This is a genomic window from Staphylococcus sp. GDB9P120P (assembly GCF_017893435.1).
In the GTDB taxonomy this organism is placed as follows: Bacteria; Bacillota; Bacilli; order Staphylococcales; family Staphylococcaceae; genus Staphylococcus; species Staphylococcus cohnii.
This window is the reverse complement of the sequence record NZ_JAESNB010000009.1, coordinates 31,076-57,690: the sequence shown is the minus strand read 5'-3', so window position 1 is coordinate 57,690 and position 26,615 is coordinate 31,076. Positions and strand designations below refer to the sequence as shown.

Genomic DNA, 26,615 nt, shown 5'->3' with positions numbered 1-26,615 from the left:
CTGTGTACCTCCTAAAAAAATTTACATTATAACTTATATTATAATAAAATGAGGGAAAATCAACTATAGAAAATTTGAAAGGGATGGTTTTAATGAATTTAAGCCCGTTTATTAAAGTAGATGATGTAGAACAGGCTCTTACATTTTATAAAAATGCGTTTGGTGGTAACGAAAAAATATTAAATGAAACAAACGGGAAAACCTTACATGCGGAGCTTCATGTTAATGAAACAGTTGTATTACATATTTCCAGTACATATGGTCGTGAATGGAGCAATGACAATACGAACATTATTTTAACTTTCGATGATTTGGCTACTCAAAAACAAGTGTATGATAAATTAAGTGAAGCAGGAGACCCTCATATGCCTCTGTCTAAAACATTTTTTAATGCGATGCATGGACAAGTGAAAGATCAGTTTGAAGTCAATTGGCTCATGAATTGTTTCTTAGACTAATAAGATAAAATGTTCAAATTTCGATTATATTAATGTAAAAGTGGTATTAATAACTAATAAAAGCTAATCACAATAGGGGATAAAATATGTTTATTAAAGAATCATTTGAAAATATTACAATTCAAGTTTTTGAAGAAAAATATAAATCAGCTTTATATCATTTTAAATTGAGCGAGCGTCAACAGATATATTCTTCTTTGCCCAAAGACGTGCTTGATGATGCGTTAAAGGACGAAGACAGAGTGGCTAACATCGCCTTAAATGATGAAGGCGAAGTAGTCGGTTTCTTTGTATTACATCAATATTATCAACATGAAGGTTACGATACACCTAAACAGGTTATATATGTTCGTTCTTTATCTGTAAATGAAGACTTTCAAGGGTTTGGATATGGTACAAAAATGATGATGTATTTGCCACAATATGTCCAAAAGCTATTTCCAAATTTTAATCATTTATACTTAGTCGTAGACGCAGAAAATAAAGGTGCATGGAATGTATATGAACGTGCAGGTTTTATGCATGCTGCTACGAAAGAAGAAGGGCCTATCGGTAAAGAACGTCTCTATTATTTAGATTTAGATTCTAAACATGTGTCTTCTTTAAAATTAACAGCAAATGGAGATACGTCATCTTATGATGTTTATATCATTGATATGATGAAAGATGATGATAAAGTAGGTTTTATAGCAATTGAGCAACACGGGCAACGTATGAATATCAATTCAATTGAAGTTGATAAATCAGAGAGACATAATGGTATAGCAGAAAGTGCGTTAAGACAATTACCTACATATATTCGAAAGCATTTTGAAGGTATCAAACTTATAACGATTACACTTTATGGGGAAAATAATGAATTAAAACCATTATGTATAAATAGTAATTTTGTTGAAATTGAAACAGCTGAAGATTTTTCTGTATTTGAAAAATATATAAATTATTAATAGTGTTTGCGAAATCAGGGATTGTCATTTATAATTTACTTTTGTTATTATTACTTAAGATGAATAGTACTGATTTGGATAAATGCATAAATGTCTCTGAAAGGAAGAATAAATAATGAGAATTCAAGATTACACTAAAGAAATGGTTGACGAGAAATCATTTATTGATATGGCCTATACATTATTACTTGAAAAAGGCGATACAATGAACTTATATGATATTATTGATGAATTTAAAGCATTAGGTCATTACGAAGACCACGAAATTGAGAATAGAATTGTTCAATTCTATACAGACTTAAATACAGATGGTCGTTTCCTAAATGTTGGAGAAAATATATGGGGCTTACGTGATTGGTATTCAGTAGCTGATATTGAAGAAAAAATAGCACCAACTATCCAAAAATTCGACATTTTAGACGACGACGATGAAGAAGATAAGACATTAAAATTACTTGGTGAAGATGAAGCTGACGACGATGATGACATCCCAGCAGTTACTGATGACCAAGAGACAATCGAAGAACCTGATGAAGAAGAAGTGGACGAAGAAATTCCTGAAAATGAAATCGTTATTGATGAAGATGATGACGAAGATGAAGATTTAGAAGAAGATGAAGAAGAATATGATGAAGAGGACGAAGATAAAGAAAATTAATCAATAATCTATCAATATTCATTTGACTTTTTCTGCGAAAATGATAAAATTTTATTCGGGCTCCTTTAATTAGGACGACGTGTATAAATATTATACGCTCCCCCTTGCAAATGCTGTGAGAGGGAGCGATTTTTTTATTTGAATTACTATACAAATTTTATAAAATTTTAATTTATGACGTTATTTATAGTGAATATAATGATATTTAAAAATTATAAAGCTTTGACGTTTAGATAAATTATAACCATTTCAATGATTAATGAAACATGCCATAAATTTTTGTTGGTATTGTGAGAATGACTGTTTTAATAATAGGAGGCAGAAAATGACAAAGTTTATTTTTGTAACTGGTGGAGTTGTATCTTCATTAGGTAAAGGTATCACAGCAGCATCTTTAGGACGTTTATTAAAAGATAGAGGGTTAAAAGTTACAATACAAAAATTTGATCCATATTTAAATGTTGATCCAGGTACAATGAGTCCATACCAACATGGTGAAGTATTTGTTACTGATGATGGTGCGGAAACAGATTTAGACTTAGGACATTATGAAAGATTTATTGATATTAATTTAAATAAATATTCAAATGTTACAGCTGGTAAAGTCTATTCACATGTTTTGAAAAAAGAACGTCGTGGTGATTATCTTGGTGGTACGGTCCAAGTAATCCCTCATATTACAAATGAAATTAAAGAACGTTTACTATTAGCGGGAGAAAGTACAAATGCTGATGTAGTTATTACTGAAATTGGTGGTACTACTGGTGATATTGAATCATTACCATTTATTGAAGCGATTAGACAAATTCGTAGTGATTTAGGTCGTGAAAATGTCATGTACGTACATTGTACACTTTTACCATTTATAAAAGCTGCCGGTGAAATGAAAACAAAACCAACGCAACACAGTGTTAAAGAACTACGTGGTTTAGGTATTCAACCTGACTTAATCGTAGTACGTACAGAATATGAACTAACACAAGATTTAAAAGATAAAATTGCTTTATTCTGTGATATTAACAAAGAAAGTGTAATTGAATGTCGTGATGCAGATTCACTCTATGAAATCCCTTTACAATTAAGTAAACAGGACATGGATGATATCGTAATTAGACGCTTAGAACTTAACGCTAAATACGATACTCAATTAGATGAATGGCAATATTTATTGGATACAGTCAATAGTTTAGATGGCAAAATAACTATTGGTTTAGTTGGTAAATATGTCAGTCTTCAAGATGCATATTTATCGGTTGTTGAATCATTAAAACATGCAGGTTATCCATTTAAAAAAGATATTGAAGTTAAATGGATAGATTCTAGTGAAGTAACTGATGAAAATGTACATGATATACTTAATGATGTTGATGGCATTTTAGTTCCTGGTGGATTTGGATTCAGAGCAAGTGAAGGAAAAATTTCTGCTATCAAATACGCGAGAGAAAATAATGTACCATATTTCGGTATTTGCTTAGGTATGCAACTTGCTACAGTAGAGTTTGCTAGAAATGTACTTGGCTTTGAAAATGCACACTCTGCAGAACTAGATCCTTCAACACCACATCCGATTATTGACCTATTGCCTGAACAAAAAGATATTGAAGATTTAGGTGGTACGTTAAGATTAGGTCTATATCCATGCCATATAAAAGAAGGAACTTTAGCGCATAAAATTTATGGCGAAGTTGATATAGAAGAAAGACATCGTCACCGTTATGAGTTCAATAATGAATATAGAGATCAATTAGAAGAAAAAGGCATGATATTCTCTGGAACTAGTCCAGATGGTAGATTAATCGAAATGGTAGAAATTCCGGAAAATGATTTCTTTGTCGCATGTCAATTCCATCCAGAATTCCTATCTAGACCTAATAGACCGCAACCTATATTCAAAGCGTTTATAGAAGCATCATTGAAACACCAACAGATTAAGTAAATATAGTTGTAAAAAGGCTGAAACGATAACATACGTTTCAGCCTTTTTTTAAATCAGATTGTCTATTAAATTTGATGAAATGCTAAAGATTTAAATCTCTAACCATTTCAACCATTTGTGTATATATATCATAATAAATATAATTAAATGCAATAGGATGTGGTATAACAATTTTATCGTAATCTTCCGTATAGACAATAGGTCTAGGCGTACTTAAATTAATAAAATGAAATAAATGATCCTGAAAGTTTTCTGTCTTTGGCTTATTACAAATTAAGACAAAATCTACATCGTTTGCAATTAATGCGTTAACGTCTTTTTCTACATCCTCAGTATAATAAGGAGAAAAGAGAAACACTCTATCTGTTGTATCAATATCTTCAAATGTATTGAGTGAGCGTAGCGCTATACTAGACTCTAATTTTTCATTACTGTTTAATATATAACTTTCAAAAAAATTCAAATCTCCATAACCTTTAACAAATACATTACCTTCACCGCCAATTGCTTGAATTAAGCATTGAGCTGCCATTTGAATATCTAAAGCTTGTGCTTCTATTCGATTAAAAACACCATTTAATTGTGTGTTCAAAATTTTAGACATATATGTACCTCCGTTCTATTCACTCAACTTATTGTAAATAATGGTAGTAAATATTGCAATTTTATATAAAAACATGAAAATTAAAGACTGATTTAAAAGTAATAAATTGAAAAAATAAATTAAAAACGCTTACAATTGAATAGAAGAATGCAAATTGTTTGGGATTTTGATATAATTAAATTGTAAAAATATGTGCTTAATGCACTAAGGAGGAACTTTCATGCCTTTAGTTTCAATGAAAGAAATGTTAATCGATGCAAAAGAAAATGGTTATGCGGTTGGTCAATACAACTTAAATAACTTAGAATTTACACAAGCGATATTAGAAGCTTCACAAGAAGAAAATGCTCCAGTTATTTTAGGAGTTTCTGAAGGTGCAGCACGTTATATGGGTGGATTCTATACAGTAGTTAAAATGGTAGAAGGATTAATGCACGATAAAGAAATTACGATTCCAGTTGCAATCCACTTAGATCATGGTTCAAGTTTTGATAAATGTAAAGAAGCTATTGATGCTGGATTCACTTCAGTTATGATTGATGCTTCTCATGAATCATTTGAAGATAACATAGCAATTACATCAAAAGTAGTTGAATACGCTCACGAACATGGTGTATCAGTAGAAGCAGAATTAGGTACAGTTGGTGGACAAGAAGACGATGTTGTTGCTGAAGGTGTTATTTATGCAGATCCTAAAGAGTGTCAAGAGCTTGTTGAAAAAACAGGTATAGATACATTAGCACCAGCATTAGGTTCAGTTCATGGACCGTATAAAGGTGAACCAAAATTAGGATTTAAAGAAATGGAAGAGATTGGTGCTTCAACAGGTTTACCATTAGTATTACATGGTGGAACTGGTATCCCAACTAAAGACATTCAAAAAGCGATTCCGTTTGGAACTGCAAAAATCAATGTTAATACAGAAAACCAAATTGCTTCTGCTAAAGCAGTACGTGAAGCTTTAGACAATGATCAAGAAATGTATGATCCTCGTAAATATTTAGGACCAGCACGTGAAGCAATTAAAACAACAGTAATTAGTAAAATTAAAGAGTTTGGTACATCAAATAGAGCTAAATAATCGGCTTATAATAAAAAGGTTAGTATTATATAACAATCTTGATGAATAAACTGAGAAGGCTGCGACAATTTTTAATGTCGCAGTCTTATTTTTTTATGTTATAATCTATGAGCATTAAAATTAAGTAAATTGAAAAAATTAATATAATTTTTAAACAGAAATAAGACAAGTAGGATTTGAATCCTATTAAATCGGGAATGAATATATCATTATAGTATACATAAAAGTGAAGCAATACATAAATTTAAATTAAAAAGGTTTTGTTTCATTGGTGTGTTTTGCAAACTGTATTTTTTTACTTTATAATGCAAATAATGTAATTAAATTGAAATACTGATTGAAAGGCAAAGGAGATCAAGCGAATGGCTCAAGAAGTAATAAAAATTAGAGGCGGTCAAACACTAAAAGGTGAAGTTAATAATCATGGTGCAAAAAATAGTGCTGTAGCAATTATTCCAGCGACAATATTAGCGGAAGATAAAGTTACAATAGAAGGGTTGCCACAAATCTCAGATGTTGAAACGCTTGTGAGTTTATTAGGTGATTTGAACATTAAGGCAAACTTAGAAGGTATGACCCTTGAAGTTGATCCAAATGAAATTGAAAATGCGCCGTTACCTAATAACAAAGTAGAATCATTACGTGCATCATACTATATGATGGGAGCAATGTTAGGTAGATTTAAAAAATGCGTGATTGGTTTACCAGGCGGTTGTCCATTAGGTCCACGACCAATTGATCAACATATCAAAGGTTTTAAAGCATTAGGTGCGCATATTGATGAATCCAGTGAAACATCTATGAAAATTGAAGCTGATCGTTTAATAGGAGCTAACATATTTTTAGATATTGTTAGTGTGGGTGCTACAATTAACATTATGTTGGCAGCAGTTCGAGCTGAAGGGCAAACTGTAATTGAAAACGCAGCGAAAGAACCTGAAGTTGTTGATGTAGCAAACTTTTTAACAAGTTTAGGTGCTAATATTAAAGGTGCTGGTACGAGTACTATTAAAATAAAAGGTGTTGAGCATCTTCATGGATCACATCATCAGGTGATTCCAGATAGAATCGAAGCAGGAACTTATATGTGTATTGCAGCAGCTTGTGGTGAAGATATTGTAATTAATAATATTATTCCTACTCATGTTGAGCCATTAACTGTTAAGTTGAAAGAGCTTGGTGTAGACATTAATGTCAGCGATGATAGTGCAACAATTAAGAGGAGTGCACCATATGCTAGTGTAGATATCAAAACATTAGTATATCCTGGTTTCGCCACAGATTTACAACAACCTATCACGCCGTTATTATTTATGGCTGATGGCGTATCTTTTGTGACTGAAACAATTTATCCTGCTAGATTCAAGCACGTAGAAGAACTTAAAAAAATGGGTGCTCATATTACATCAGATAATGGTACTGCTACTATCAAACCATCAAAATTAACTGGTGCAGAAGTATACGCGAGTGACTTACGTGCAGGTGCTTGTCTTATTGTAGCTGGTTTATTGGCTGAAGGTGTTACTACAATTTACAATGTAAAGCATATTTATCGTGGTTATACTAACATTGTTAAAACACTAAAATCACTTGGTGCAGACATTTGGACTGAAAAAATATAAAACATGTGGTATAATAATTATACTGAATGAATAAAACATAATTATAGTTTATGCAGTGGGAAATATAATTGATATGAGGTGATGACCATGGAGGTTTGCCCTTATCTAGAAGAGACCTTTAAAATAGTAGGCAGAAGTTGGAACGGTCTTATCATTAATTACTTGTCTAGATGCACAGAAAAATCTGCTCATTTTTCTGATATGAAGCGTGATTTGAAAACAATTACGCCTCGTGCGCTTAGCATAAAATTAACAGATCTAAATGAATGGGGGCTTGTAGAGAAAAAGATTATTTCTACTAGTCCTATGAACATTTTATACCAACTTACAGATAAAGGTGATGCCTTGGCAACGGCATTGGTTCCTATGGAAAAATGGGCCCAAGAATATATTGAGTTAGAAAGCTAAAGATTTTAGCTTTTTAATTTGATATTCTACGTAATATTTATTTACAGATAAATGTTATTTCGAGGTTATTTTTAACATACTTAGGTTAGCTATAAAGAAATCTTTGTTTAAAGATTTCTTTATAGCTTTTTTATTTATTGTTGAGCCATCTTTTTGCAATAATTTAAAATGACTTAGGTGATTGACATATCGTATTATGCTTAATAATTATAATTTTTAGGCTATCACTGTTATTTCATGTCGTCGTATAGATAGTTAATGCTCTTACAACAATGTGCAATTATCATGCGTGAAAGCCTGTAATAACAACGTTTGAAAAGATTTGATATGAGCAGATATGTTTTAAAATTAAAAATCTAGGTTAGAATAAAAATATGAACACAAATTAAGGAGTGAATAATAGATGAGAAACTTCACTAAACAATATATCAACGGACAATGGGTAGAAAGTTCAAGCGGAGAAACACTTGATGTTATCAACCCAGCAACAGAAGAAGTAGCAGGTAAAATTGCTAAAGGTAATAAAGAAGATGTTGATAAAGCGGTAGAAGCGGCAGATAATGTATATTTAGAATTTAGACACAGTTCTGTAGAAGAAAGAAAAGAACTCTTAGATAAAATCGTTCAAGAATATAAAAATAGAAAAGATGATATCGTTGACGCAATAACCGATGAATTAGGAGCTCCTTTAAAAGTATCTGAAAATGTCCATTACCAAATGGGATTAGATCATTTTGAAGCAGCACGAGACGCATTAGATAATTTTGAATTTGAAGAAAGACGCGGTGACGATTTAGTCGTCAAAGAAGCGATTGGTGTTGCAGGATTAATTACACCATGGAATTTTCCAACTAACCAAACTTCATTAAAATTAGCTGCAGCCTTTGCAGCGGGAAGTCCGGTCGTGTTAAAACCATCAGAAGAAACACCATTTGCAGCAATTATTTTAGCAGAAATATTTGATAAAGTTGGCGTACCTAAAGGCGTGTTTAACTTAGTAAATGGCGACGGCCAAGGTGTGGGAAATCCGCTTAGCGAACATCCAAAAGTGAGAATGATGTCCTTTACTGGATCTGGTCCAACTGGTGCGAGTATTATGAAAAAAGCAGCTGAAGATTTCAAAAAAGTATCATTAGAATTAGGGGGTAAATCTCCATATATAATTTTAGATGATGCTGATATCGATGGCGCTGCAAGTGCAGCTACTGGCAAAGTCGTTAATAACACAGGCCAAGTTTGTACTGCAGGAACAAGAACATTAGTACCAGCAAGTATAAAAGAAGAATTCTTAACAGCTGTTAAAGAAAAATTCAGCCAAGTTAAAGTTGGTAATCCTCGTGAAGAAGGTACACAAGTAGGACCAATTATTAGCAAAAAACAATTTGATCAGGTTCAATCATATATTGATAAAGGTGTAGAAGAAGGTGCCGAATTATTATATGGTGGTCCTGGAAAACCTGAAAACTTAGAAAAAGGTTATTTTGCAAGACCAACTATTTTTAATAATGTTGAAAATGATATGACAATTGCACAAGAAGAAATTTTCGGTCCTGTAATGTCTGTAATTACGTATAATGATTTAGACGAAGCTATTGAAATTGCAAATGATACGAAATATGGCTTAGCTGGTTATGTATATGGACAAGATAAAGAAAAACTTCACAAAGTAGCACGTTCAATTGAGGCTGGAACAGTTGAAATTAATGAAGCTGGACGTAAACCAGATTTACCATTCGGTGGTTACAAACAATCAGGTTTAGGACGCGAATGGGGAGATTATGGTATAGAAGAATTCTTAGAAGTTAAATCTATTGCAGGATATTATAATTCATAATCTATTATAAAAACTAAGCGAGATGTTGTAACAAAACAAACTGAGACAAAAATCTCACGCTTAAAAGTGACTAATCCATAGGTCTATGGATTAGTCACTTTTTTAATCTTGCGATTTCGATCGTGCATGCTTGCCTGGGGATATGATTCGATCCTGTAGTCTCTCATTCATATCATTTCCCTGGGCGTCAGCACGTTTCCAAATCGCTATAAGTGATGTGTCATCATACAAAAACATCTCCGTATTATTTAAAGAAGTAACTATTTTATAACAATAGAAAACATGATTTATCATATACAATTAATGGAAAGTTGAATTTTTAAATTCACCAAATAATTCAACTGAACATGAGTATAAATGATGGATTAGTCACTTTTTTAATCTTGCGATTTCGATCGTGCATGCTTGCCTGGGGATATGATTCGAGTTTGTAGTCTCTCATTCATATCATTTCCCCGGGCGTCAGCACGTTTTTAAATCGCTATAAACTAAGACTTAACTTATATTATTCGTTGAAACTGAAATTTTAATTCCTAATATAAGTACATCGCAATATGTAAATAACAACTTCTGTATTGTTTCAATAGCAATTGATAATTACGCTTGAGCTAAAGATATTTATATCTTGGGGCTTATTATATTTAGAAAATTTGAAATATAAAGTAAAGTTTTACAATTTAATATACTGTTTTATTAACTAATTAGCTTTAAAGCAGTATTTATAAATTTCAATTATTGAAATACATTTTGTAATTAAATAAAATATTTGCTATAGTTATAAAAGTAAATAGCGTAGTTCATTATGTTATTTAAAACTTATTTATGAAATGGGTGCAAGATAATGCCTGAAAAAGTACGAACATCACCTCAGTACGAATCGTTCCACGAGTTATATAAAAATTACACTACTAAAGATCTCACTCAAAAAGCAAAATCACTGAAATTAACAAATTATAGTAAATTAAATAAAAAAGAGTTAGTTCTTGCAATTATGGAAGCGCAAATGGAAAAAGATGGAAACTATTATATGGAAGGTATCTTAGATGATATCCAACAAGATGGTTACGGCTTCTTAAGAACTGTCAATTATTCAAAAGGTGAAAAAGATATTTATATATCTGCTAGTCAAATACGTCGTTTTGAAATTAAACGAGGCGATAAAGTAACTGGTAAAGTAAGAAAACCAAAGGATAATGAAAAGTATTATGGTTTGCTACAAGTAGATTTTGTCAATGATGAGAATGCAGAAGAAGTTAAGAAAAGACCACATTTCCAAGCATTAACACCATTATACCCAGAAGAACGCATCAAGTTAGAAACAACAAAAGAAAACTATTCTACGCGTATTATGGATTTAATTACTCCAATCGGTTTAGGACAACGTGGTTTGATTGTTGCCCCGCCTAAAGCTGGGAAAACATCATTATTGAAAGAAATTGCAAATGCCATCGCAATCAATAAACCTGATGCAGAATTATTTGTGCTACTTGTGGGTGAAAGACCAGAAGAGGTTACTGATATAGAGCGTTCTGTTGAATCGGCAGAAGTTGTTCACTCAACATTTGATGAACCTCCACAGCATCATGTCAAAGTAGCAGAATTACTATTAGAACGTGCAAAGCGTTTAGTAGAAATAGGTAAAGATGTCATTATTTTAATGGATTCCATTACAAGACTTGCACGTGCATATAACTTGGTTATCCCGCCAAGTGGACGTACACTTTCAGGTGGTTTAGATCCAGCATCATTACACAAACCTAAGGCGTTCTTTGGTGCAGCAAGAAATATTGAAGCTGGTGGTAGTATGACGATATTAGCTACTGCGTTAGTGGATACTGGTTCTCGTATGGATGATATGATATATGAAGAATTTAAAGGAACAGGAAACATGGAATTACATCTTGATCGTAAACTAGCTGAACGTCGTGTATTTCCAGCTATTGATATTGGTCGAAGTTCTACACGTAAAGAGGAATTGCTAATATCACCAAAAGATTTAGAATCACTTTGGCAACTGCGTAACATGTTTACAGATTCACTTGATTTTACAGAAAGATTTGTAAGAAAATTAAAACGAACAAAAACGAATCAAGAATTCTTTGAACAATTACAGGAAGCTGCCAAGGAGAGTACTAAAACTGGAAAGCCAATTATTTAAAGCGGCTTATCATTTAAAAATGTGATTTAGGGTTGCGTTTTAGTTTTATAACAATTATAATTATCAAGTATTGGGTAAAAAAACTCACAAACAACTCTGTTCCAGATGGTTCAGGGCAAAGGAGCTGAAAAAAATGAAACAAAATATTCATCCTGAATACCACAAAGTTATCTTTTTAGATACAACTACAGATTTTAAATTCTTAAGTGGTTCAACAAAATCTTCATCAGAAACGATGGAATGGGAAGATGGAAATGAATACCCAGTTATTCGTTTAGATATTTCTTCTGATTCACATCCGTTTTACACAGGACGTCAAAAATTCGCTGCTGCGGATGGTCGTGTGGAACGTTTCAACAAGAAATTCGGATTCAAATCAAGCAACGAATAATTGTTGTAATAAGGCATTCTCATTTTATGAGAATGCTTTTTTATTTAACATGGATGATGGAAAGGTAAAACCAAAAGAGTGCCGATGTTTTAGTACATTAATTACATATTAAATTACAAATAACTTAAGAGAAATTGATATTTTAAGATGGAAAATATGATATAATAAACCGATTATGTTTTGAAAAAGGGTGGAACGCATAATGAATGAAACTTATCATTCCGGCTGGATAGAATGTATAACTGGAAGCATGTTTAGTGGTAAATCTGAAGAATTAATTCGTCGCTTAAGACGTGGACTATATGCTAAACAAAAGGTGGTTGTATTTAAACCAGCAATAGATGACCGCTATCATAAAGATAAAATTGTTTCGCATAATGGCAATGCAATTGAGGCAATTAATATCTCAACAGCAGCTGAGATTTATAAACACGATTTATCAAATTTTGATATTATAGCAATCGATGAAGTTCAATTTTTTGAAAACAACATTGTTCATATTGTAGAAGAATTAGCTGAAAAGGGACATAGAGTGATTACTGCAGGTTTAGATATGGATTTCAGAGGTGAACCATTTGAACCGATACCTCATTTATTAGCAGTAAGTGAAGAAGTGACTAAACTACAAGCTGTTTGTGCAGTATGTGGCTCGTCATCAAGCCGTACACAACGGTTAATTGATGGCAATCCAGCAAAAATAGATGACCCTGTGATTCTCGTCGGCGCAAACGAAAGCTATGAACCTAGATGTAGGGCACATCATATCGTTGCACCAAGTAATCATGAGAAGGAGGAAATGTAGTGTTTGATCAATTAGACATTGTAGAAGAAAGATACGAACAATTAAACGAAATGTTAAGTGATCCTGAAGTCGTAAATAACCCAGATAATTTACGAAAATATTCAAAAGAACAGGCTGATTTGCAAAAAACAGTTGAAGTGTATCGCGAATATAAACAAGTTAAAGAAGATGTAACTGAAATAGATGAAATGTTACAGGAAACAAAAGATGAAGAAGAAGTTGAAATGCTCAAAGATGAAAAGCAAGAATTGAGCCAAAAAATTCCAGAATTAGAAGAAGAATTAAAATTCTTGTTAATTCCAAAAGATCCAAATGATGAAAAAGATGTAATTGTTGAAATTCGTGCAGCTGCTGGTGGAGATGAGGCTGCAATATTTGCTGGAGATTTATTTAGAATGTATTCTAGATACGCTGAAGCGCATAGTTATAAGACAGATATAGTAGAAGCTACTGAAAGTGACCATGGCGGATACAAAGAGATTAGTTTCTCTGTTTCAGGCACAGGCGCTTATAGTAAATTGAAATACGAAAATGGGGCACATCGTGTACAACGTGTACCAGCAACAGAGTCAGGTGGACGTATTCACACGTCTACAGCTACAGTTGCCGTATTACCAGAAGTTGAAGATGTTGAGATAGAAATTCGTAATGAAGATATTAAAATAGATACCTATCGTTCTAGTGGGGCAGGTGGGCAACACGTAAATACTACAGATTCAGCCGTTCGAATCACACACTTGCCAACGGGTGTTATTGCTACTTCATCAGAAAAATCTCAAATTCAAAACCGTGAAAAAGCAATGAAAGTGTTAAAGGCACGTTTGTTTGATATGAAATTACAAGAAGAACAACAAAAGTATGCAGCACAGCGTAAATCAGCTGTCGGTTCAGGTGATCGCTCAGAGAGAATTAGAACATACAATTACCCACAAAGTCGTGTAACGGATCATCGTATTGGATTGACATTGCAGAAATTAGAGCAAGTTATGGAAGGTAAGTTAGATGAGATTATTGATGCACTAACTTTAGCTGAACAAACAGATAAATTGAAAGAACTGAATGACGGTGAATTATAGAGAAAGATTGAAGATTGCACAAAGCAAATGTGAAGCAAAAGGTATTGAAGTAACAAGAGCTGAATGGTTGATGCTTGATTTATTTCAATGGCAAAAAACAGATTATTTGTTGCATGCTGACGAAATTATGACAGAAGCACACAACGTGTTGTTTGATAATGCGGAAGCAAGGATGTTACAAGGTGAACCTATTCAATATATTGTAGGCACACAATCTTTTTATGGTGAAATATTTAAAGTGAATGAACACTGTTTAATTCCGAGACCTGAAACAGAAGAAGTATTACTGCATTTTTATAATTTGGTGAAGTCTGGAGATAAAGTTGTAGATATAGGCACAGGTAGTGGCAACATACCTATTTTACTTAAAAAAATGAATCAATACTTGGACGTTTTAGCTACAGATTTATATGATGCAGCTTTATCGGTGGCAAAAGACAATGCTCAGTATCATGATGTAGATATTACATTTTTACAAGGTGATGCCTTAAATCCTTTAATAGAGAAAAATATTAAAGTGAATGGATTAATTTCAAATCCACCATATATAGCTGATAGCGAAAAAACTTTAATGGAAGATACAGTATTGAAATATGAACCTACCAGTGCTTTATTTGCTGAAAATAATGGTTTTCAAGTTTATGATAAGATTTTAGAACAATTGCCAGATGTATTATTACCCAATGCAATAGTTGTGTTTGAAATTGGTTATAAACAAGGCCTTACTTTAAAGAAAAAAATTGAAGAAAAATATCCTGCTGTTTGTGTTCAAATAATAAAAGATATTAACAATAATGATAGAATTATTTCTTTCGAATGGTAACTTAAGAAGTTGTGTGCTGAACATGATAAGTCATGAAGGTGCATAACTTCTTATTTTGTTTTAAAATTGAAATTAAGATGAAAGGGTGTGTATAGATGGAAACAAAAATATGGGATTTGAGGAATCATCTGACAGACGATGTTAATATAGATACTTATAATGAAATAAAAAATGTTTTTGAAGCTGGTGGACTCATCGCTATACCAACTGAAACAGTATATGGTTTAGGTGGCGATGCAAGAAATGAACAGACTATAAAAAATATTTATGCAGCAAAAGGTAGACCTTCAGATAACCCTCTAATCGTTCATATACATAATGTTAAACAATTAGATGCATTTACAAAGCATATTACACAAGAAGTTAGGATGCTAATGAATCAATTTTGGCCTGGTCCAATTTCATTTATTTTACCACTGAAAAAAGGTTTTTTATGTGAAAGTGTAAGTGGTGGACTTTCATCCATAGCAGTTAGGATGCCGAGTCACCCGATTGGAAGGAAAATATTAGAGTTTGTAGATATACCGATCGCTGCGCCCAGTGCTAATTTAAGTGGTAGACCTTCTCCAACTAATTTTGAACACGTATATCGTGATTTAAACCAAAGAATTGATGGTATTGTCAATGGTGACCAAAGTGAAGAAGGTCTAGAAAGTACAGTGTTAGATTGTACACAATATCCGTTTAGGATAGCTCGTCCAGGGTCTATTACCAAATCTATGATTGAAAATGTGTTGCCTGGATCTATTTCAACAAAAGAGGATTTGAATCAAGAAAAGCCCATAGCTCCAGGAATGAAATATAAACATTATGCACCAGATACCCCAATAACAATTGTATACGCGGTTCATCAACAACTATCCTCAAGTAAAGATTGGCGTAATGTCGCTTTTATATTTCCAAAAGATAAACTGAAATATATTCCTGAAAATGCAACTTTCATTCCACTATGTGAAAATGAAAGAGATATTAAAGGTGCAAATCATAATTTGTATCAAATATTGCATGATATAGATCAAAATGAAAATATTAAAGAGGCTTATATATTTGGATTTGAAAATCGTGATGATGCAGTTGCTATCATGAATCGTATGCAAAAGGCAGCAAATTATACCATTGTTAAAGGAGAAACTTTATGAAAATCGTTTTTGTCTGTACTGGAAATACTTGCAGAAGTCCGATGGCAGAAAGTATTGCAAAAGCTAAAATGCCAGATATTGAAGTTGCATCACGTGGCTTGTTTGCAATAGATGGTGCACCTACATCAGAATATACACGCGCTATTGTAAGAGAAAAACAATTACCAATACCAGAAAATGCTCAAAAGTTCACTGAAATTGATATGAATGCGGATCTTATTTTGACCATGTCAACAAGCCATAAAGAAGCAATTAAACAAATGTATGGTAAAGGTACACATATATTCACTTTAAGTGAGTATGTATTGCATGGTGATGATGTCGCTGATCCGTTCGGAGGAACTAAATCAGATTATATTGAAATTTATAATGAATTAAATTCATTGATTGGAAAATTAAAAAATAAAATATTAGAGTAAATAAATATGTGAAATTAGTATGAGTAACTCATTAAATACGTTATAATAATAACGTGTAGCAAATTTGCTAGCAATTAAATTTGTCTGATTGGACTTATGTATTTTGGCTTACTTTATATCAAAATAAATAAGGGGTGTTGAACATGGAGGATTTAAAAGCGTTATTAGATGAATTAAAATCTAAATCTTTCTTTAAAGACGATGAGCTTTGCATTATAGGTTGTTCTACTTCAGAAGTGATTGGCGAACGCATAGGTAGTGTTGGATCAATGGAGGTAGCAAAAGATATATTTGAAGCATTAAAAGAGATTGAAACGGAAACAGGCGTTTCTTTTGTATTTCAAGGCTGTGAACATATCAATAGAGCAATTACTATTGAAAAAGCAAATTTCGATCCCCTAACGATGGAAGAAGTAACCGTTGTACCTGATGTCCATGCTGGAGGTAGTTTAGCTACATATGCATATCAACATATGGCTGACCCTATAGTCGTTGAAACAATTAACGTTCCAAAAGGTATTGATATTGGCCAAACATTAATCGGTATGCATATTAAACATGTAGCGATACCTGAGCGTACAAGCGTGAAGCAAATTGGCGAAGCAATTGTTACAATCGCTTCTTCAAGACCTAAGAAAATTGGTGGCGAAAGAGCAAAATATAACTAATACAGAAACGAGGGTTTACTAATGTCATTTATTAAAGATCAAGATAAAGAAATTTATGAAGTGATTCAAAACGAGTTCAACCGTCAAAATAACAATATAGAGTTAATCGCATCAGAAAACTTTGTGTCGGAAGCAGTTATGGAAGCTCAAGGTTCCGTATTAACTAACAAGTATGCTGAAGGTTATCCAAACAGAAGATATTACGGTGGTTGTGAATACGTAGATGTATCTGAAACATTAGCTATTGAAAGAGCTAAGCAATTGTTTGGTGCAGAACATGTTAACGTTCAACCACATTCTGGTTCACAAGCAAATATGGCTGTTTATCTCGTTGCATTAGAACACGGAGATACTGTATTAGGTATGAATTTAAGTCATGGTGGACACTTAACTCATGGTGCACCAGTAAACTTTAGTGGTCAATTTTATAACTTTGTCGAATATGGTGTCGACAAAGAGAGTGAACAAATAGACTATGACGAAGTTTTAAAAGTAGCAAAAGCGCATCAACCTAAATTAATTGTTGCTGGCGCATCTGCATACTCAAAAACAATAGACTTCAAACGTTTTAGAGAAATTGCTGATGAAGTTGGCGCTAAATTGATGGTGGATATGGCGCATATCGCCGGATTAGTAGCTGCGGGTCTACACCCAAGCCCAGTAGAATACGCTGATTTTGTAACTACGACAACACATAAAACATTACGCGGCCCTCGTGGTGGTATGATTTTATGTAAAGAAGCATACAAAAAGCAAATTGATAAAACAATCTTCCCAGGTATTCAAGGGGGCCCTTTAGAACATGTTATTGCTGCTAAAGCTGTAGCGTTTGGTGAAGCACTTCAAGATGATTTCAAAACATATCAACAACAAGTGATAAAAAATGCAAAAGCATTAGCTGATACATTAAATAAAGAAGGTTTTAGAGTAGTATCTGGTGGTACTGATAATCATTTAGTATGCGTAGATGTAAAAGGATCAGTCAATATTACTGGTAAAGTAGCAGAAGAAGCCTTGGACTCAATAGGTATTACTTGTAATAAAAATACAATTCCGTTTGATCAAGAAAAACCTTTTGTAACAAGTGGCTTAAGACTTGGTACGCCAGCAGCTACAACACGTGGTTTTGATGAAGCGGCATTTGAAGAAGTAGCCAAAATTATTAGCCTAGTGCTAAAAGATCCTGAAAATGAAACAACATTAAAAGAAGGACAAGAAAGAGTTAAAGCATTAACTACGAAACATCCTTTATATAATTAAATTGGAGGAAGTAATTATGGGCAACGTACATGTTTTTGATCACCCACTTATTCAACACAAATTAAGTTACATTAGAGATGTACATACAGGTACAAAAGAATTTAGAGAACTCGTAGATGAAGTTGGTATGTTGATGGCATACGAAGTAACTAGAAATCTAGAGTTACAAGATGTAGAAATTGAAACACCAGTCACTAAAATGATAGCTAAGAGACTAACAGGTAAAAAATTAGCATTTATTCCCATTTTAAGAGCGGGACTTGGTATGACACAAGGTATCTTAAATTTAGTGCCGGCAGCAAGAATAGGTCATGTTGGGTTATACAGAGATCCCGAAACACTAGAAGCAGTTGAGTATTTTGTAAAACTACCACAAGATATTGAAGAAAGAGAAATTGTAGTAGTTGATCCAATGCTAGCGACTGGTGCTTCCGCAATTGAAGCGATTAATTCACTTAAAAAACGTGGCGCTAAACACATCAGATTTATGTGTCTGATTGCAGCTCCAGAAGGTGTAGAAAAATTACAAGAAGCACATGAAGATGTTGATATTTATATCGCAGCATTAGATGAGAAATTAGATGACCATGCTTATATTACACCTGGTTTAGGTGACGCTGGTGACCGTTTATTCGGTACAAAATAGTTTAACCCAGGAGTGGAGTAGTATGAAAAAAGTTATGACTGTTTTTGGGACACGTCCTGAAGCGATAAAGATGGCACCGCTCGTTTTAGAGTTGGAGAAAGATTCTGAATTACAACCAATCGTTGTAGTGACTGCGCAACACAGAGAAATGTTAGATTCTGTCTTGAAGAGCTTTGACATAACACCTGATTATGATTTGAATATTATGAAACAGGGTCAATCATTGTCTGATATAACTTCTCGCATACTCATTCGATTAGAGGATGTGATAAAGGAAGCGCAACCAGATATGATACTTGTTCACGGAGATACTATGAGTACATTCGCCGGAAGCTTAGCAGCATTATATAATCAAGTCCCAATCGGACATGTCGAAGCTGGTTTACGAACTTGGAATAAATACGCTCCATTTCCTGAAGAAATGAATAGACAAATGGTAGGAGTAATGTCTGATTTAAACTTTGCTCCTACCAATAATGCTGCAAACAATTTGATCGCTGAAAACAAACCAGAAGACACGATCGTAGTGACAGGCAATACTGCGATTGATGCTATGAAAACGACAATTCATAATGGTTATCAATCAGAAATCATAGCTAAGCATAAAAACAAACGTATTATTCTCTTAACTGCGCATAGACGAGAAAATATTGGAGAACCTATGGCACATATTTTCAAAGCAGTACGTGATATTGTCGAAGCATACGAGGATGTTGTTGTCGTATATCCAATACATAAAAACCCTAAAGTACGCGAAATTGCAGATTATTATTTGTCAAACCACACGAGAATCGAGCTTGTAGAACCATTAGAAGTTGTTGATTTTCATAATTTTGCACACCAGTCTTATTTAATTTTAACTGATTCTGGTGGAGTACAAGAAGAAGCGCCTTCATTAGGCAAACCAGTGCTCGTACTAAGGGATGTAACAGAAAGGCCAGAAGGTGTGGCAGCGGGTACATTAAGAATTGTAGGTACAAATACAAAGGACATTTTTGCAGCAACCAAAGAGCTATTAGACAACAAAAATTTATATGAGACGATGAGCACAGCTCAAAATCCATATGGAGATGGCAATGCATCATATAGAATTTGTCAAAATATTAAATATTTTTTCGGTTTAATTGATAAAAAACCTTCTTCTTTCAAATAATTATGTATTTATGTGTCATTTTTGTGACATTCTTGTAAAAAATTGAATTACAATTTGAATAGAATTGACACGTAAAGTACCCTATATTATTATTAGAATTGTATGATTGGAATGGTTTTCATATATGAAAGATAAGGTGAAGCGAGGCACTGAAATGAAACGTTTCAACATCATTTTTAATCAGTACATACAATACTATTTATATTGTATTATTGTACTTGTAATTGTGTTTATTTTCACATACTCTACATTTATATTAGGTCTTATAATTGGTATGATCGGATCGCTAATCAATACTTTTACTTTTGAATATTATTTGGCGAAAGCAAAAGAAAAGGATAACATACATATTTCAACGGGCAACATTTGGAGATATTTGATAGTGATATTAGCTTGTACGACATGGTATTTTTATAAGGACTATATAAACATTTTTGGAGTAGTTGTTGGTTTAATGATTTCTTATGTTTTAATTGTTTTCAAACCATTTTTACACAAGAAATAAAATTTATAATGAAAGAGGTGAGAAAGCATGGATCATAAAGACCCTCTAGTCAGTTGGAATGTGTTCGGTCTAGACATCGTGTTTAATCTATCATCGATTATGATGATGTTGATTACGGCGTTTATTGTTTTTGTAATAGCTATTATTTGTACACGTAACCTCAAGAAACGTCCAACAGGCAAACAAAACTTTATTGAGTGGGTTTTTGATTTCGTAAGAGGGATTATTGAAAGTAACATGGCTTGGTCAAAAGGCGGTCAGTTCCATTTCTTAGCCGTTACATTAATCTTTTTCATATTTGTTAGTAATATGCTTGGATTACCGTTTCAATTAATTTCGGGACACACCCTGTGGTGGAAATCTCCCACAGCCGATCCAACTGTGACACTAACATTATCAACTCTGATAATACTATTAACACATTATTATGGAGTTAAAATGGTTGGAACTAAAGGATATTTCCAAAATTATACAAAGCCAATATTCCTATTGCCCATCAATGTATTTGAAGAATTCACTTCAACATTGACGCTAGGATTACGACTTTACGGAAATATTTTTGCAGGTGAATTATTGCTAGGATTATTAGCAGGTTTAGTATTCAACTTCCCAGCATGGGGTTGGCTAATCGGAATACCTGGCCTAATCGTATGGCAAGGGTTCTCAATTTTTATCGGTACGATTCAGGCATATATATTTGTAATGCTTTCGATGGTATATATGTCACACAAAGTACAAAAGAGTCATTAAATTAAAAAATAAAAAGAACAAATTAGGAGGATTTTTAAATGAATTTAATCGCAGCAGCAATCGCAATCGGCTTATCAGCACTTGGTGCAGGTATTGGTAATGGTCTTATCGTTTCAAGAACAGTAGAAGGTGTCGCTCGTCAACCAGAAGCACGTGGTCAATTAATGGGTATTATGTTCATCGGTATCGGTTTAGTTGAGGCGTTACCAATTATAGGTGTAGTTATCGCTTTCATGTCACTATAAGTAAACTAGTCTTTATGGCGAAGTCTTCTGGGCTCTCGCCGTTCGTTTTTATCAAAATACCTTATGATTATACTGGATGAAAGGAGTGTCTATGAAAGTGACTGCTACGACTAATATGTTCGTTCTAGGTGCGGCTAGTGGCGGCGGTGTACAATGGGGAACAATCATTGTTACGATTGCTACATTTGCCATTTTACTTTTACTATTGAAAAAGTTTGCTTGGGGCCCACTTAAAGAAGTGATGGACAAACGTGAACACGATATTAATAAAGATATCGACGATGCTGAACAAGCTAAATTAAATGCTCAAAAACTAGAAGCACAAAACAAACAAACACTAAAAGAAACACAAGAAGAGGTTCATAAAATTTTAGAAGAGTCTAAAATACAAGCCCGTAAACAGCACGAAGAAATCATTCACGAAGCCAACATTAGAGCCAATGGTATGATTGAAACAGCACAAAATGAAATAAACAGTGAAAAAGAACGTGCACTTGCGGATATTAACAATCAGGTTTCTGAACTTTCAGTACTTATTGCTTCAAAAGTACTTCAAAAAGAAATTTCAGAAAAAGATCAAAAAGAATTAGTTGAAAAGTACATTAAAGAGGCAGGCGATAAATAATGGCTAATGTAGCAAAAAAATATGCAAAAGCGTTATTTGATACTGCTAAAGAAAAAGCGTTACTCGATCAAATGTATGAAGAATTTTCAACAATTGACGAAGCAGTACAACCTGAAGTTGGAAAATTAAAAGAATTAGACACAGATCCGCAAAAAGATGTAACACAACGTCAACGTTTTGTTGCTATTATTTTTGGACATGCAAATCAATATTTACAGAATATGTTTATGGTGCTTGCAAGTAATCGCCACCTTACATATACACATGAAATATTTTTAGCTTTTGAAACCTTATATAATGAATATCATAATCAAGACTTTGCAGTTATTGAATCAGTTTATAAACTATCTGAGGATGAAATAGCAAGTATTGATTCAATTATAAAATCACGTACAAAACTTTCAAAACTAATGATAACAAATGAAATAAATCCAGATCTTATCGGTGGCATCCGAGTTAAAGTCGGTACGAAAGTGATGGATGCAAGTATTAAAAATGATCTTGCCAAACTTGAAAAGCAATTTATTAGAGTGAAATAAAAATTGAAGGAGTGACATAGATGGCCATTAAAGCTGAAGAAATCAGTGCATTACTTCGCTCACAAATAGAAAATTATGAGTCAGAAATGGCTGTTACTGATGTAGGTACAGTTCTGCAAATTGGTGATGGTATCGCTTTAATCCACGGATTAAATGACGTTATGGCTGGTGAGCTTATTGAATTTAATAACGGCGTTCTAGGTTTAGCACAAAACTTAGAAGAATCCAATGTCGGTGTAGTAATTTTAGGCCCTTACGCGGATATAAAAGAGGGAGACGAAGTAAAACGAACTGGACGTATCATGGAAGTTCCAGTTGGTGAGGAGTTACTTGGTCGTGTCGTTAACCCATTAGGACAAGCAATTGATGGTCAAGGACCAATCAATACTACAAAAACACGTCCTGTAGAGAAGAAAGCAACTGGTGTAATGGATCGAAAATCTGTAGATGAACCATTACAAACAGGTATCAAAGCAATTGATGCACTTGTACCAATTGGTCGTGGGCAGCGTGAATTAATTATCGGTGACCGTCAAACAGGTAAAACAACGGTTGCCATTGATACAATTTTGAACCAAAGAGATCAAGATACAATTTGTATATACGTTGCTATCGGACAAAAAGACTCAACGGTTCGAGCAAATGTTGAAAAATTACGTCAAGAAGGTGCATTAGATTATACAATTGTTGTTTCTGCTTCAGCAGCAGATCCAGCACCTATGCTTTATATCTCGCCATATTCTGGTGTAGCAATGGCTGAAGAATTCATGTTTGCTGGCAAAGATGTTTTAATCGTTTATGATGATTTAACAAAACAAGCTGCAGCTTACCGTGAATTATCACTATTATTACGTAGACCTCCAGGTCGTGAAGCTTATCCTGGTGACGTATTCTACTTACATAGTAGATTATTAGAGAGAGCAGCTAAATTAAATGATGATTTAGGTGGCGGTTCAATCACAGCGTTACCTATTATTGAGACACAAGCAGGCGATATTGCTGCTTATGTTCCTACAAACGTAATTTCTATTACAGATGGACAAATATTCTTGCAATCTGACTTATTCTTCTCTGGTGTTAGACCAGCGATTAATGCAGGACAATCAGTATCACGTGTTGGTGGTTCTGCACAAATTAAAGCGATGAAAAAAGTTGCCGGAACTTTACGTCTAGATTTAGCATCATATCGTGAATTAGAATCATTCGCGCAATTTGGGTCTGATTTAGATGAATTTACTGCTAAAAAATTAGAACGTGGTAAACGTACAGTTGAAATATTAAAACAAGATAAAAACAAACCACTACCTGTAGAAAATCAAGTTTTAATTATTTATGCTTTAACAAAAGGACATTTAGATGATATCCCAGTAGTTGATATTACGCGTTTTGAAGACGAGTTGAATCAATGGGCTAAATCGAAAGCATCTGATTTATTAAATGAAATCAAAACGACGGGTGCTTTACCTAATGATGAATCATTTGAATCAGCAATCAATGAATTCAAGAAGAGTTTTAGCAAATCAGAGGAAGCATAATAGTTAATGTAGATAAAAGGTGGTGAGATAATGGCATCTCTTAAAGAAATCGATACACGAATAAAATCAACAAAAAAGATGAAACAGATTACGAAAGCAATGAACATGGTTTCTAGTTCGAAATTGCGTCGTGCTGAAAAAAACACGAATCAATTCAGACCATATATGGCTAAAATGCAAGATGCAATTACAGCCGTTGCTGGTGCGGACAAAAATTCACATCATCCAATGTTACAACAGCGAGAAGTGAAGAAAAGTGGTTATATCGTAATTACTAGTGACCAAGGCCTTGCAGGTGCATACAATGCAAATGTATTGAAACATCTGATGAAAGATATTGAACGCAAACATAGTAGTAGTGATGAATATTCCATCTTAGTTTTAGGTCAAACAGGTGTTGATTTTCTTAAAAATAAAGGATATGAGATTCATGATTCTTTAACAGAAGTTCCTGATCAACCTTCATTTAAAGAGATACAAGCAATTGCTAAAAAAGCGATAGATTTGTATAACGACGAGATTGTGGATGAGGTAAAAATTTATTACAGTCACTTCGTAAGTGTTTTAGAAAACACACCTTCGATGAAAACTGTGCTTCCATTGTCTCCTGAAGATTCAAGCTTAGGACATGGTCAAATGTCTTCATATGAATTTGAACCAGACAAAGAAGCAATATTAAGTGTTATTTTACCTCAATATGTTGAAAGTTTAATATATGGAACGATTTTAGATGCAAAAGCAAGTGAACATGCTACACGTATGACGGCTATGAAAAATGCATCTGATAATGCGACAGATATCATTGATGATTTATCTATCGAGTATAACAGAGCGAGACAAGCAGCAATCACTCAACAAATTACTGAAATCGTTGGTGGCGCAGTTGCACTTGAATAATGATTAAAGGAGGAAAATAGCATGGGATTAGGCCGTGTAACACAAGTTATGGGTCCAGTAATTGATGTTCGCTTTGAGCACAATGAAGTTCCAGAAATTAATAATGCCTTAGTTCTCGATATAGAAAGAGAAGAAGGTAATGTTGAATTAACGTTAGAAGTTGCATTACAACTTGGCGATGACGTAGTACGAACAATCGCAATGGATTCAACTGATGGTGTTAAACGTGGTACAGAAGTTAGAGATAGCGGAAATAGTATTAGCGTACCAGTTGGTAATGAAACATTAGGTAGAGTATTTAATGTATTAGGTGATACGATAGATTTAGATGAAAACATAGATGACTCAGTGCGTCGTGATCCAATTCATAGAGAAGCACCTGCATTTGATCAGTTATCTACTAAAGTTGAAATTTTAGAAACAGGTATCAAAGTCATTGATTTATTAGCACCATATATTAAAGGTGGTAAAGTTGGATTATTCGGTGGTGCCGGTGTTGGTAAAACCGTATTAATTCAAGAATTAATCAATAATATCGCTCAAGAGCACGGCGGTATATCAGTATTTGCTGGTGTAGGTGAACGTACTCGTGAAGGTAATGACCTATATTTTGAAATGAGTGATAGTGGTGTTATTAAAAAGACAGCAATGGTATTTGGACAAATGAACGAACCACCTGGTGCGCGTATGCGAGTAGCACTTTCTGGTTTAACTATGGCTGAATATTTCCGTGATGAACAAGGACAAGATGTTCTATTATTCATAGATAACATCTTTAGATTTACACAAGCTGGTTCAGAAGTTTCTGCGTTATTAGGTCGTATGCCTTCAGCTGTTGGTTACCAGCCAACGTTAGCAACTGAAATGGGACAATTACAAGAACGTATTACTTCTACAACTAAAGGTTCTGTAACATCAATTCAAGCGGTATTCGTACCAGCCGATGATTATACTGACCCAGCACCAGCTGCAGTATTTGCCCACTTAGATTCAACTACAAACTTAGAACGTAAATTAACTGAAATGGGTATTTATCCTGCAGTTGATCCTTTAGCATCTACTTCTAGAGCGCTTGACCCATCAATTGTTGGCCAAGAACATTATGAAGTAGCACGTGAAGTACAATCTACTTTACAAAAATATAGAGAGTTACAAGATATTATAGCTATTTTAGGTATGGATGAACTTTCTGAAGAAGATAAACAAACTGTAGAACGCGCACGTCGTATTCAGTTCTTCTTATCACAAAACTTCCACGTTGCTGAACAATTTACTGGCCAAAAAGGATCTTATGTGTCTGTTCAAAAAACAGTAGAAGGCTTCAAAGCAATATTAAATGGTGATTACGATCATATTCCAGAAGACGCATTCCGTCTAGTTGGAAGTATGGATGAAGTAATTGAAAAAGCTAAAGATATGGGTGTTGAAGTTTAAAA

General features: G+C 33.6%; 28 protein-coding genes. 27 read left to right on the top strand and 1 reads right to left on the bottom strand.

All coding sequences use genetic code 11. From position 1 onward, the window contains the following. Positions 1 to 92: 92 nt before the first annotated feature. The 4 genes from KA856_RS10620 (at position 93) to KA856_RS10605 (ending at position 3,999) form a co-directional block, all read left to right on the top strand. Positions 93 to 458, top strand: coding sequence for a VOC family protein (locus tag KA856_RS10620; protein ID WP_181187764.1), 366 nt, complete (start codon positions 93 to 95; stop codon positions 456 to 458). 86 nt (positions 459 to 544) lie between these two features. After that, entirely contained in the window at positions 545 to 1,405 is an 861-nt protein-coding gene (locus KA856_RS10615; protein ID WP_107384760.1) for a GNAT family N-acetyltransferase, read from the top strand. Positions 1,406 to 1,520: 115 nt separating this feature from the next. Further along, positions 1,521 to 2,063 (top strand): DNA-directed RNA polymerase subunit delta, encoded by a 543-nt coding sequence (gene rpoE, locus KA856_RS10610; RefSeq protein ID WP_107384759.1) that lies wholly within the window; start codon positions 1,521 to 1,523, stop codon positions 2,061 to 2,063. A gap of 325 nt (positions 2,064 to 2,388) precedes the next feature. Beyond that, the gene (locus KA856_RS10605) at positions 2,389 to 3,999 is read left to right on the top strand and encodes a CTP synthase (protein ID WP_107384758.1); all 1,611 of its coding nucleotides are present in this window, start codon (positions 2,389 to 2,391) and stop codon (positions 3,997 to 3,999) included. An 82-nt stretch (positions 4,000 to 4,081) separates the two neighbouring features. Here KA856_RS10605 and KA856_RS10600 read toward each other — a convergent pair whose 3' ends face one another. After that, entirely contained in the window at positions 4,082 to 4,603 is a 522-nt protein-coding gene (locus tag KA856_RS10600; protein WP_107384757.1) for a DUF2529 family protein, read from the bottom strand. Between the two features lie 220 nt (positions 4,604 to 4,823). Between KA856_RS10600 and fdaB the strand changes: the two genes are divergently transcribed. The 23 genes from fdaB to atpD all read left to right on the top strand — a co-directional run bounded on the left by fdaB (position 4,824) and on the right by atpD (position 26,613). Then, positions 4,824 to 5,684 (top strand): class IIb fructose-bisphosphate aldolase FdaB, encoded by an 861-nt coding sequence (fdaB, locus tag KA856_RS10595; RefSeq protein ID WP_107384756.1) that lies wholly within the window; start codon positions 4,824 to 4,826, stop codon positions 5,682 to 5,684. A 362-nt stretch (positions 5,685 to 6,046) separates the two neighbouring features. Next, the gene (locus tag KA856_RS10590; RefSeq protein WP_107385295.1) at positions 6,047 to 7,306 is read left to right on the top strand and encodes a UDP-N-acetylglucosamine 1-carboxyvinyltransferase; all 1,260 of its coding nucleotides are present in this window, start codon (positions 6,047 to 6,049) and stop codon (positions 7,304 to 7,306) included. Between the two features lie 87 nt (positions 7,307 to 7,393). Then, complete coding sequence (locus KA856_RS10585) at positions 7,394 to 7,714, top strand: winged helix-turn-helix transcriptional regulator (RefSeq protein WP_107385296.1); 321 nt, start codon at positions 7,394 to 7,396, stop codon at positions 7,712 to 7,714. A gap of 403 nt (positions 7,715 to 8,117) precedes the next feature. Further along, positions 8,118 to 9,548, top strand: coding sequence for an aldehyde dehydrogenase family protein (locus tag KA856_RS10580; protein ID WP_107385297.1), 1,431 nt, complete (start codon positions 8,118 to 8,120; stop codon positions 9,546 to 9,548). 841 nt (positions 9,549 to 10,389) lie between these two features. After that, a complete protein-coding gene (gene rho, locus KA856_RS10575) occupies positions 10,390 to 11,706 on the top strand; it encodes a transcription termination factor Rho (protein ID WP_107384850.1) in 1,317 nt (438 codons plus the stop codon). A 133-nt stretch (positions 11,707 to 11,839) separates the two neighbouring features. Then, complete coding sequence (locus KA856_RS10570; protein WP_019468287.1) at positions 11,840 to 12,097, top strand: type B 50S ribosomal protein L31; 258 nt, start codon at positions 11,840 to 11,842, stop codon at positions 12,095 to 12,097. A 202-nt stretch (positions 12,098 to 12,299) separates the two neighbouring features. After that, positions 12,300 to 12,899 carry a thymidine kinase gene (locus KA856_RS10565; protein WP_107384849.1) on the top strand — a complete coding sequence of 200 codons (600 nt, stop codon included), beginning with the start codon at positions 12,300 to 12,302 and terminating at the stop codon, positions 12,897 to 12,899. Further along, positions 12,899 to 13,975 carry a peptide chain release factor 1 gene (gene prfA, locus KA856_RS10560; protein WP_019468289.1) on the top strand — a complete coding sequence of 359 codons (1,077 nt, stop codon included), beginning with the start codon at positions 12,899 to 12,901 and terminating at the stop codon, positions 13,973 to 13,975. Before KA856_RS10565 ends, prfA begins: the two co-directional genes overlap by 1 nt. Further along, a complete protein-coding gene (gene prmC, locus KA856_RS10555) occupies positions 13,959 to 14,798 on the top strand; it encodes a peptide chain release factor N(5)-glutamine methyltransferase (protein WP_210138672.1) in 840 nt (279 codons plus the stop codon). The genes prfA and prmC overlap by 17 nt, the downstream gene beginning before the upstream one ends. Before the next feature lie 95 nt (positions 14,799 to 14,893). After that, positions 14,894 to 15,937: an L-threonylcarbamoyladenylate synthase gene (locus tag KA856_RS10550; protein WP_107384847.1), complete on the top strand. Its 1,044-nt coding sequence runs from the start codon at positions 14,894 to 14,896 to the stop codon at positions 15,935 to 15,937. After that, positions 15,934 to 16,356 (top strand): low molecular weight protein arginine phosphatase, encoded by a 423-nt coding sequence (locus KA856_RS10545; protein WP_210138671.1) that lies wholly within the window; start codon positions 15,934 to 15,936, stop codon positions 16,354 to 16,356. The genes KA856_RS10550 and KA856_RS10545 overlap by 4 nt, the downstream gene beginning before the upstream one ends. Positions 16,357 to 16,499: 143 nt before the next feature. Beyond that, positions 16,500 to 17,024: a TIGR01440 family protein gene (locus tag KA856_RS10540; RefSeq protein ID WP_107384845.1), complete on the top strand. Its 525-nt coding sequence runs from the start codon at positions 16,500 to 16,502 to the stop codon at positions 17,022 to 17,024. A 21-nt stretch (positions 17,025 to 17,045) separates the two neighbouring features. Next, positions 17,046 to 18,284 carry a serine hydroxymethyltransferase gene (gene glyA, locus KA856_RS10535; RefSeq protein WP_107386306.1) on the top strand — a complete coding sequence of 413 codons (1,239 nt, stop codon included), beginning with the start codon at positions 17,046 to 17,048 and terminating at the stop codon, positions 18,282 to 18,284. Positions 18,285 to 18,300: 16 nt separating this feature from the next. Then, positions 18,301 to 18,930, top strand: coding sequence for a uracil phosphoribosyltransferase (gene upp, locus KA856_RS10530; RefSeq protein WP_019468295.1), 630 nt, complete (start codon positions 18,301 to 18,303; stop codon positions 18,928 to 18,930). 22 nt (positions 18,931 to 18,952) lie between these two features. Continuing rightward, the gene (gene wecB / locus KA856_RS10525; RefSeq protein WP_107384842.1) at positions 18,953 to 20,083 is read left to right on the top strand and encodes a non-hydrolyzing UDP-N-acetylglucosamine 2-epimerase; all 1,131 of its coding nucleotides are present in this window, start codon (positions 18,953 to 18,955) and stop codon (positions 20,081 to 20,083) included. Between the two features lie 154 nt (positions 20,084 to 20,237). Continuing rightward, positions 20,238 to 20,588, top strand: a complete 351-nt coding sequence (locus tag KA856_RS10520) for an ATP synthase subunit I (RefSeq protein WP_107504823.1) — start codon at positions 20,238 to 20,240, stop codon at positions 20,586 to 20,588. Positions 20,589 to 20,615: 27 nt separating this feature from the next. Further along, positions 20,616 to 21,338 carry a F0F1 ATP synthase subunit A gene (gene atpB, locus KA856_RS10515; RefSeq protein ID WP_119535534.1) on the top strand — a complete coding sequence of 241 codons (723 nt, stop codon included), beginning with the start codon at positions 20,616 to 20,618 and terminating at the stop codon, positions 21,336 to 21,338. 38 nt (positions 21,339 to 21,376) lie between these two features. Next, on the top strand, positions 21,377 to 21,583 hold the full coding sequence (atpE, locus tag KA856_RS10510) for a F0F1 ATP synthase subunit C (RefSeq protein WP_002482721.1): 207 nt from the start codon (positions 21,377 to 21,379) through the stop codon (positions 21,581 to 21,583). Positions 21,584 to 21,680: 97 nt separating this feature from the next. Beyond that, positions 21,681 to 22,208: a F0F1 ATP synthase subunit B gene (locus tag KA856_RS10505; RefSeq protein WP_107384851.1), complete on the top strand. Its 528-nt coding sequence runs from the start codon at positions 21,681 to 21,683 to the stop codon at positions 22,206 to 22,208. Beyond that, the gene (locus KA856_RS10500) at positions 22,208 to 22,747 is read left to right on the top strand and encodes a F0F1 ATP synthase subunit delta (protein WP_107384840.1); all 540 of its coding nucleotides are present in this window, start codon (positions 22,208 to 22,210) and stop codon (positions 22,745 to 22,747) included. Before KA856_RS10505 ends, KA856_RS10500 begins: the two co-directional genes overlap by 1 nt. A 20-nt stretch (positions 22,748 to 22,767) precedes the next feature. Continuing rightward, complete coding sequence (atpA, locus tag KA856_RS10495; protein WP_210138670.1) at positions 22,768 to 24,282, top strand: F0F1 ATP synthase subunit alpha; 1,515 nt, start codon at positions 22,768 to 22,770, stop codon at positions 24,280 to 24,282. A 30-nt stretch (positions 24,283 to 24,312) separates the two neighbouring features. Continuing rightward, the gene (gene atpG / locus KA856_RS10490) at positions 24,313 to 25,179 is read left to right on the top strand and encodes an ATP synthase F1 subunit gamma (protein ID WP_107384838.1); all 867 of its coding nucleotides are present in this window, start codon (positions 24,313 to 24,315) and stop codon (positions 25,177 to 25,179) included. Between the two features lie 21 nt (positions 25,180 to 25,200). Next, complete coding sequence (gene atpD / locus KA856_RS10485; protein WP_107384837.1) at positions 25,201 to 26,613, top strand: F0F1 ATP synthase subunit beta; 1,413 nt, start codon at positions 25,201 to 25,203, stop codon at positions 26,611 to 26,613. Positions 26,614 to 26,615: the final 2 nt, after the last annotated feature.

Coding starts and splice junctions, on each gene's coding strand:
- KA856_RS10620 (WP_181187764.1), top strand. CDS start 93: ATGAATTTAAGCCCGTTTATTAAAGTAGATGATGTAGAACAGGCTCTT.
- KA856_RS10615 (WP_107384760.1), top strand. CDS start 545: ATGTTTATTAAAGAATCATTTGAAAATATTACAATTCAAGTTTTTGAA.
- rpoE (WP_107384759.1), top strand. CDS start 1,521: ATGAGAATTCAAGATTACACTAAAGAAATGGTTGACGAGAAATCATTT.
- KA856_RS10605 (WP_107384758.1), top strand. CDS start 2,389: ATGACAAAGTTTATTTTTGTAACTGGTGGAGTTGTATCTTCATTAGGT.
- KA856_RS10600 (WP_107384757.1), bottom strand. CDS start 4,603: ATGTCTAAAATTTTGAACACACAATTAAATGGTGTTTTTAATCGAATA.
- fdaB (WP_107384756.1), top strand. CDS start 4,824: ATGCCTTTAGTTTCAATGAAAGAAATGTTAATCGATGCAAAAGAAAAT.
- KA856_RS10590 (WP_107385295.1), top strand. CDS start 6,047: ATGGCTCAAGAAGTAATAAAAATTAGAGGCGGTCAAACACTAAAAGGT.
- KA856_RS10585 (WP_107385296.1), top strand. CDS start 7,394: ATGGAGGTTTGCCCTTATCTAGAAGAGACCTTTAAAATAGTAGGCAGA.
- KA856_RS10580 (WP_107385297.1), top strand. CDS start 8,118: ATGAGAAACTTCACTAAACAATATATCAACGGACAATGGGTAGAAAGT.
- rho (WP_107384850.1), top strand. CDS start 10,390: ATGCCTGAAAAAGTACGAACATCACCTCAGTACGAATCGTTCCACGAG.
- KA856_RS10570 (WP_019468287.1), top strand. CDS start 11,840: ATGAAACAAAATATTCATCCTGAATACCACAAAGTTATCTTTTTAGAT.
- KA856_RS10565 (WP_107384849.1), top strand. CDS start 12,300: ATGAATGAAACTTATCATTCCGGCTGGATAGAATGTATAACTGGAAGC.
- prmC (WP_210138672.1), top strand. CDS start 13,959: ATGACGGTGAATTATAGAGAAAGATTGAAGATTGCACAAAGCAAATGT.
- KA856_RS10550 (WP_107384847.1), top strand. CDS start 14,894: ATGGAAACAAAAATATGGGATTTGAGGAATCATCTGACAGACGATGTT.
- KA856_RS10545 (WP_210138671.1), top strand. CDS start 15,934: ATGAAAATCGTTTTTGTCTGTACTGGAAATACTTGCAGAAGTCCGATG.
- KA856_RS10540 (WP_107384845.1), top strand. CDS start 16,500: ATGGAGGATTTAAAAGCGTTATTAGATGAATTAAAATCTAAATCTTTC.
- glyA (WP_107386306.1), top strand. CDS start 17,046: ATGTCATTTATTAAAGATCAAGATAAAGAAATTTATGAAGTGATTCAA.
- upp (WP_019468295.1), top strand. CDS start 18,301: ATGGGCAACGTACATGTTTTTGATCACCCACTTATTCAACACAAATTA.
- wecB (WP_107384842.1), top strand. CDS start 18,953: ATGAAAAAAGTTATGACTGTTTTTGGGACACGTCCTGAAGCGATAAAG.
- KA856_RS10520 (WP_107504823.1), top strand. CDS start 20,238: ATGAAACGTTTCAACATCATTTTTAATCAGTACATACAATACTATTTA.
- atpB (WP_119535534.1), top strand. CDS start 20,616: ATGGATCATAAAGACCCTCTAGTCAGTTGGAATGTGTTCGGTCTAGAC.
- atpE (WP_002482721.1), top strand. CDS start 21,377: ATGAATTTAATCGCAGCAGCAATCGCAATCGGCTTATCAGCACTTGGT.
- KA856_RS10500 (WP_107384840.1), top strand. CDS start 22,208: ATGGCTAATGTAGCAAAAAAATATGCAAAAGCGTTATTTGATACTGCT.
- atpA (WP_210138670.1), top strand. CDS start 22,768: ATGGCCATTAAAGCTGAAGAAATCAGTGCATTACTTCGCTCACAAATA.
- atpG (WP_107384838.1), top strand. CDS start 24,313: ATGGCATCTCTTAAAGAAATCGATACACGAATAAAATCAACAAAAAAG.
- atpD (WP_107384837.1), top strand. CDS start 25,201: ATGGGATTAGGCCGTGTAACACAAGTTATGGGTCCAGTAATTGATGTT.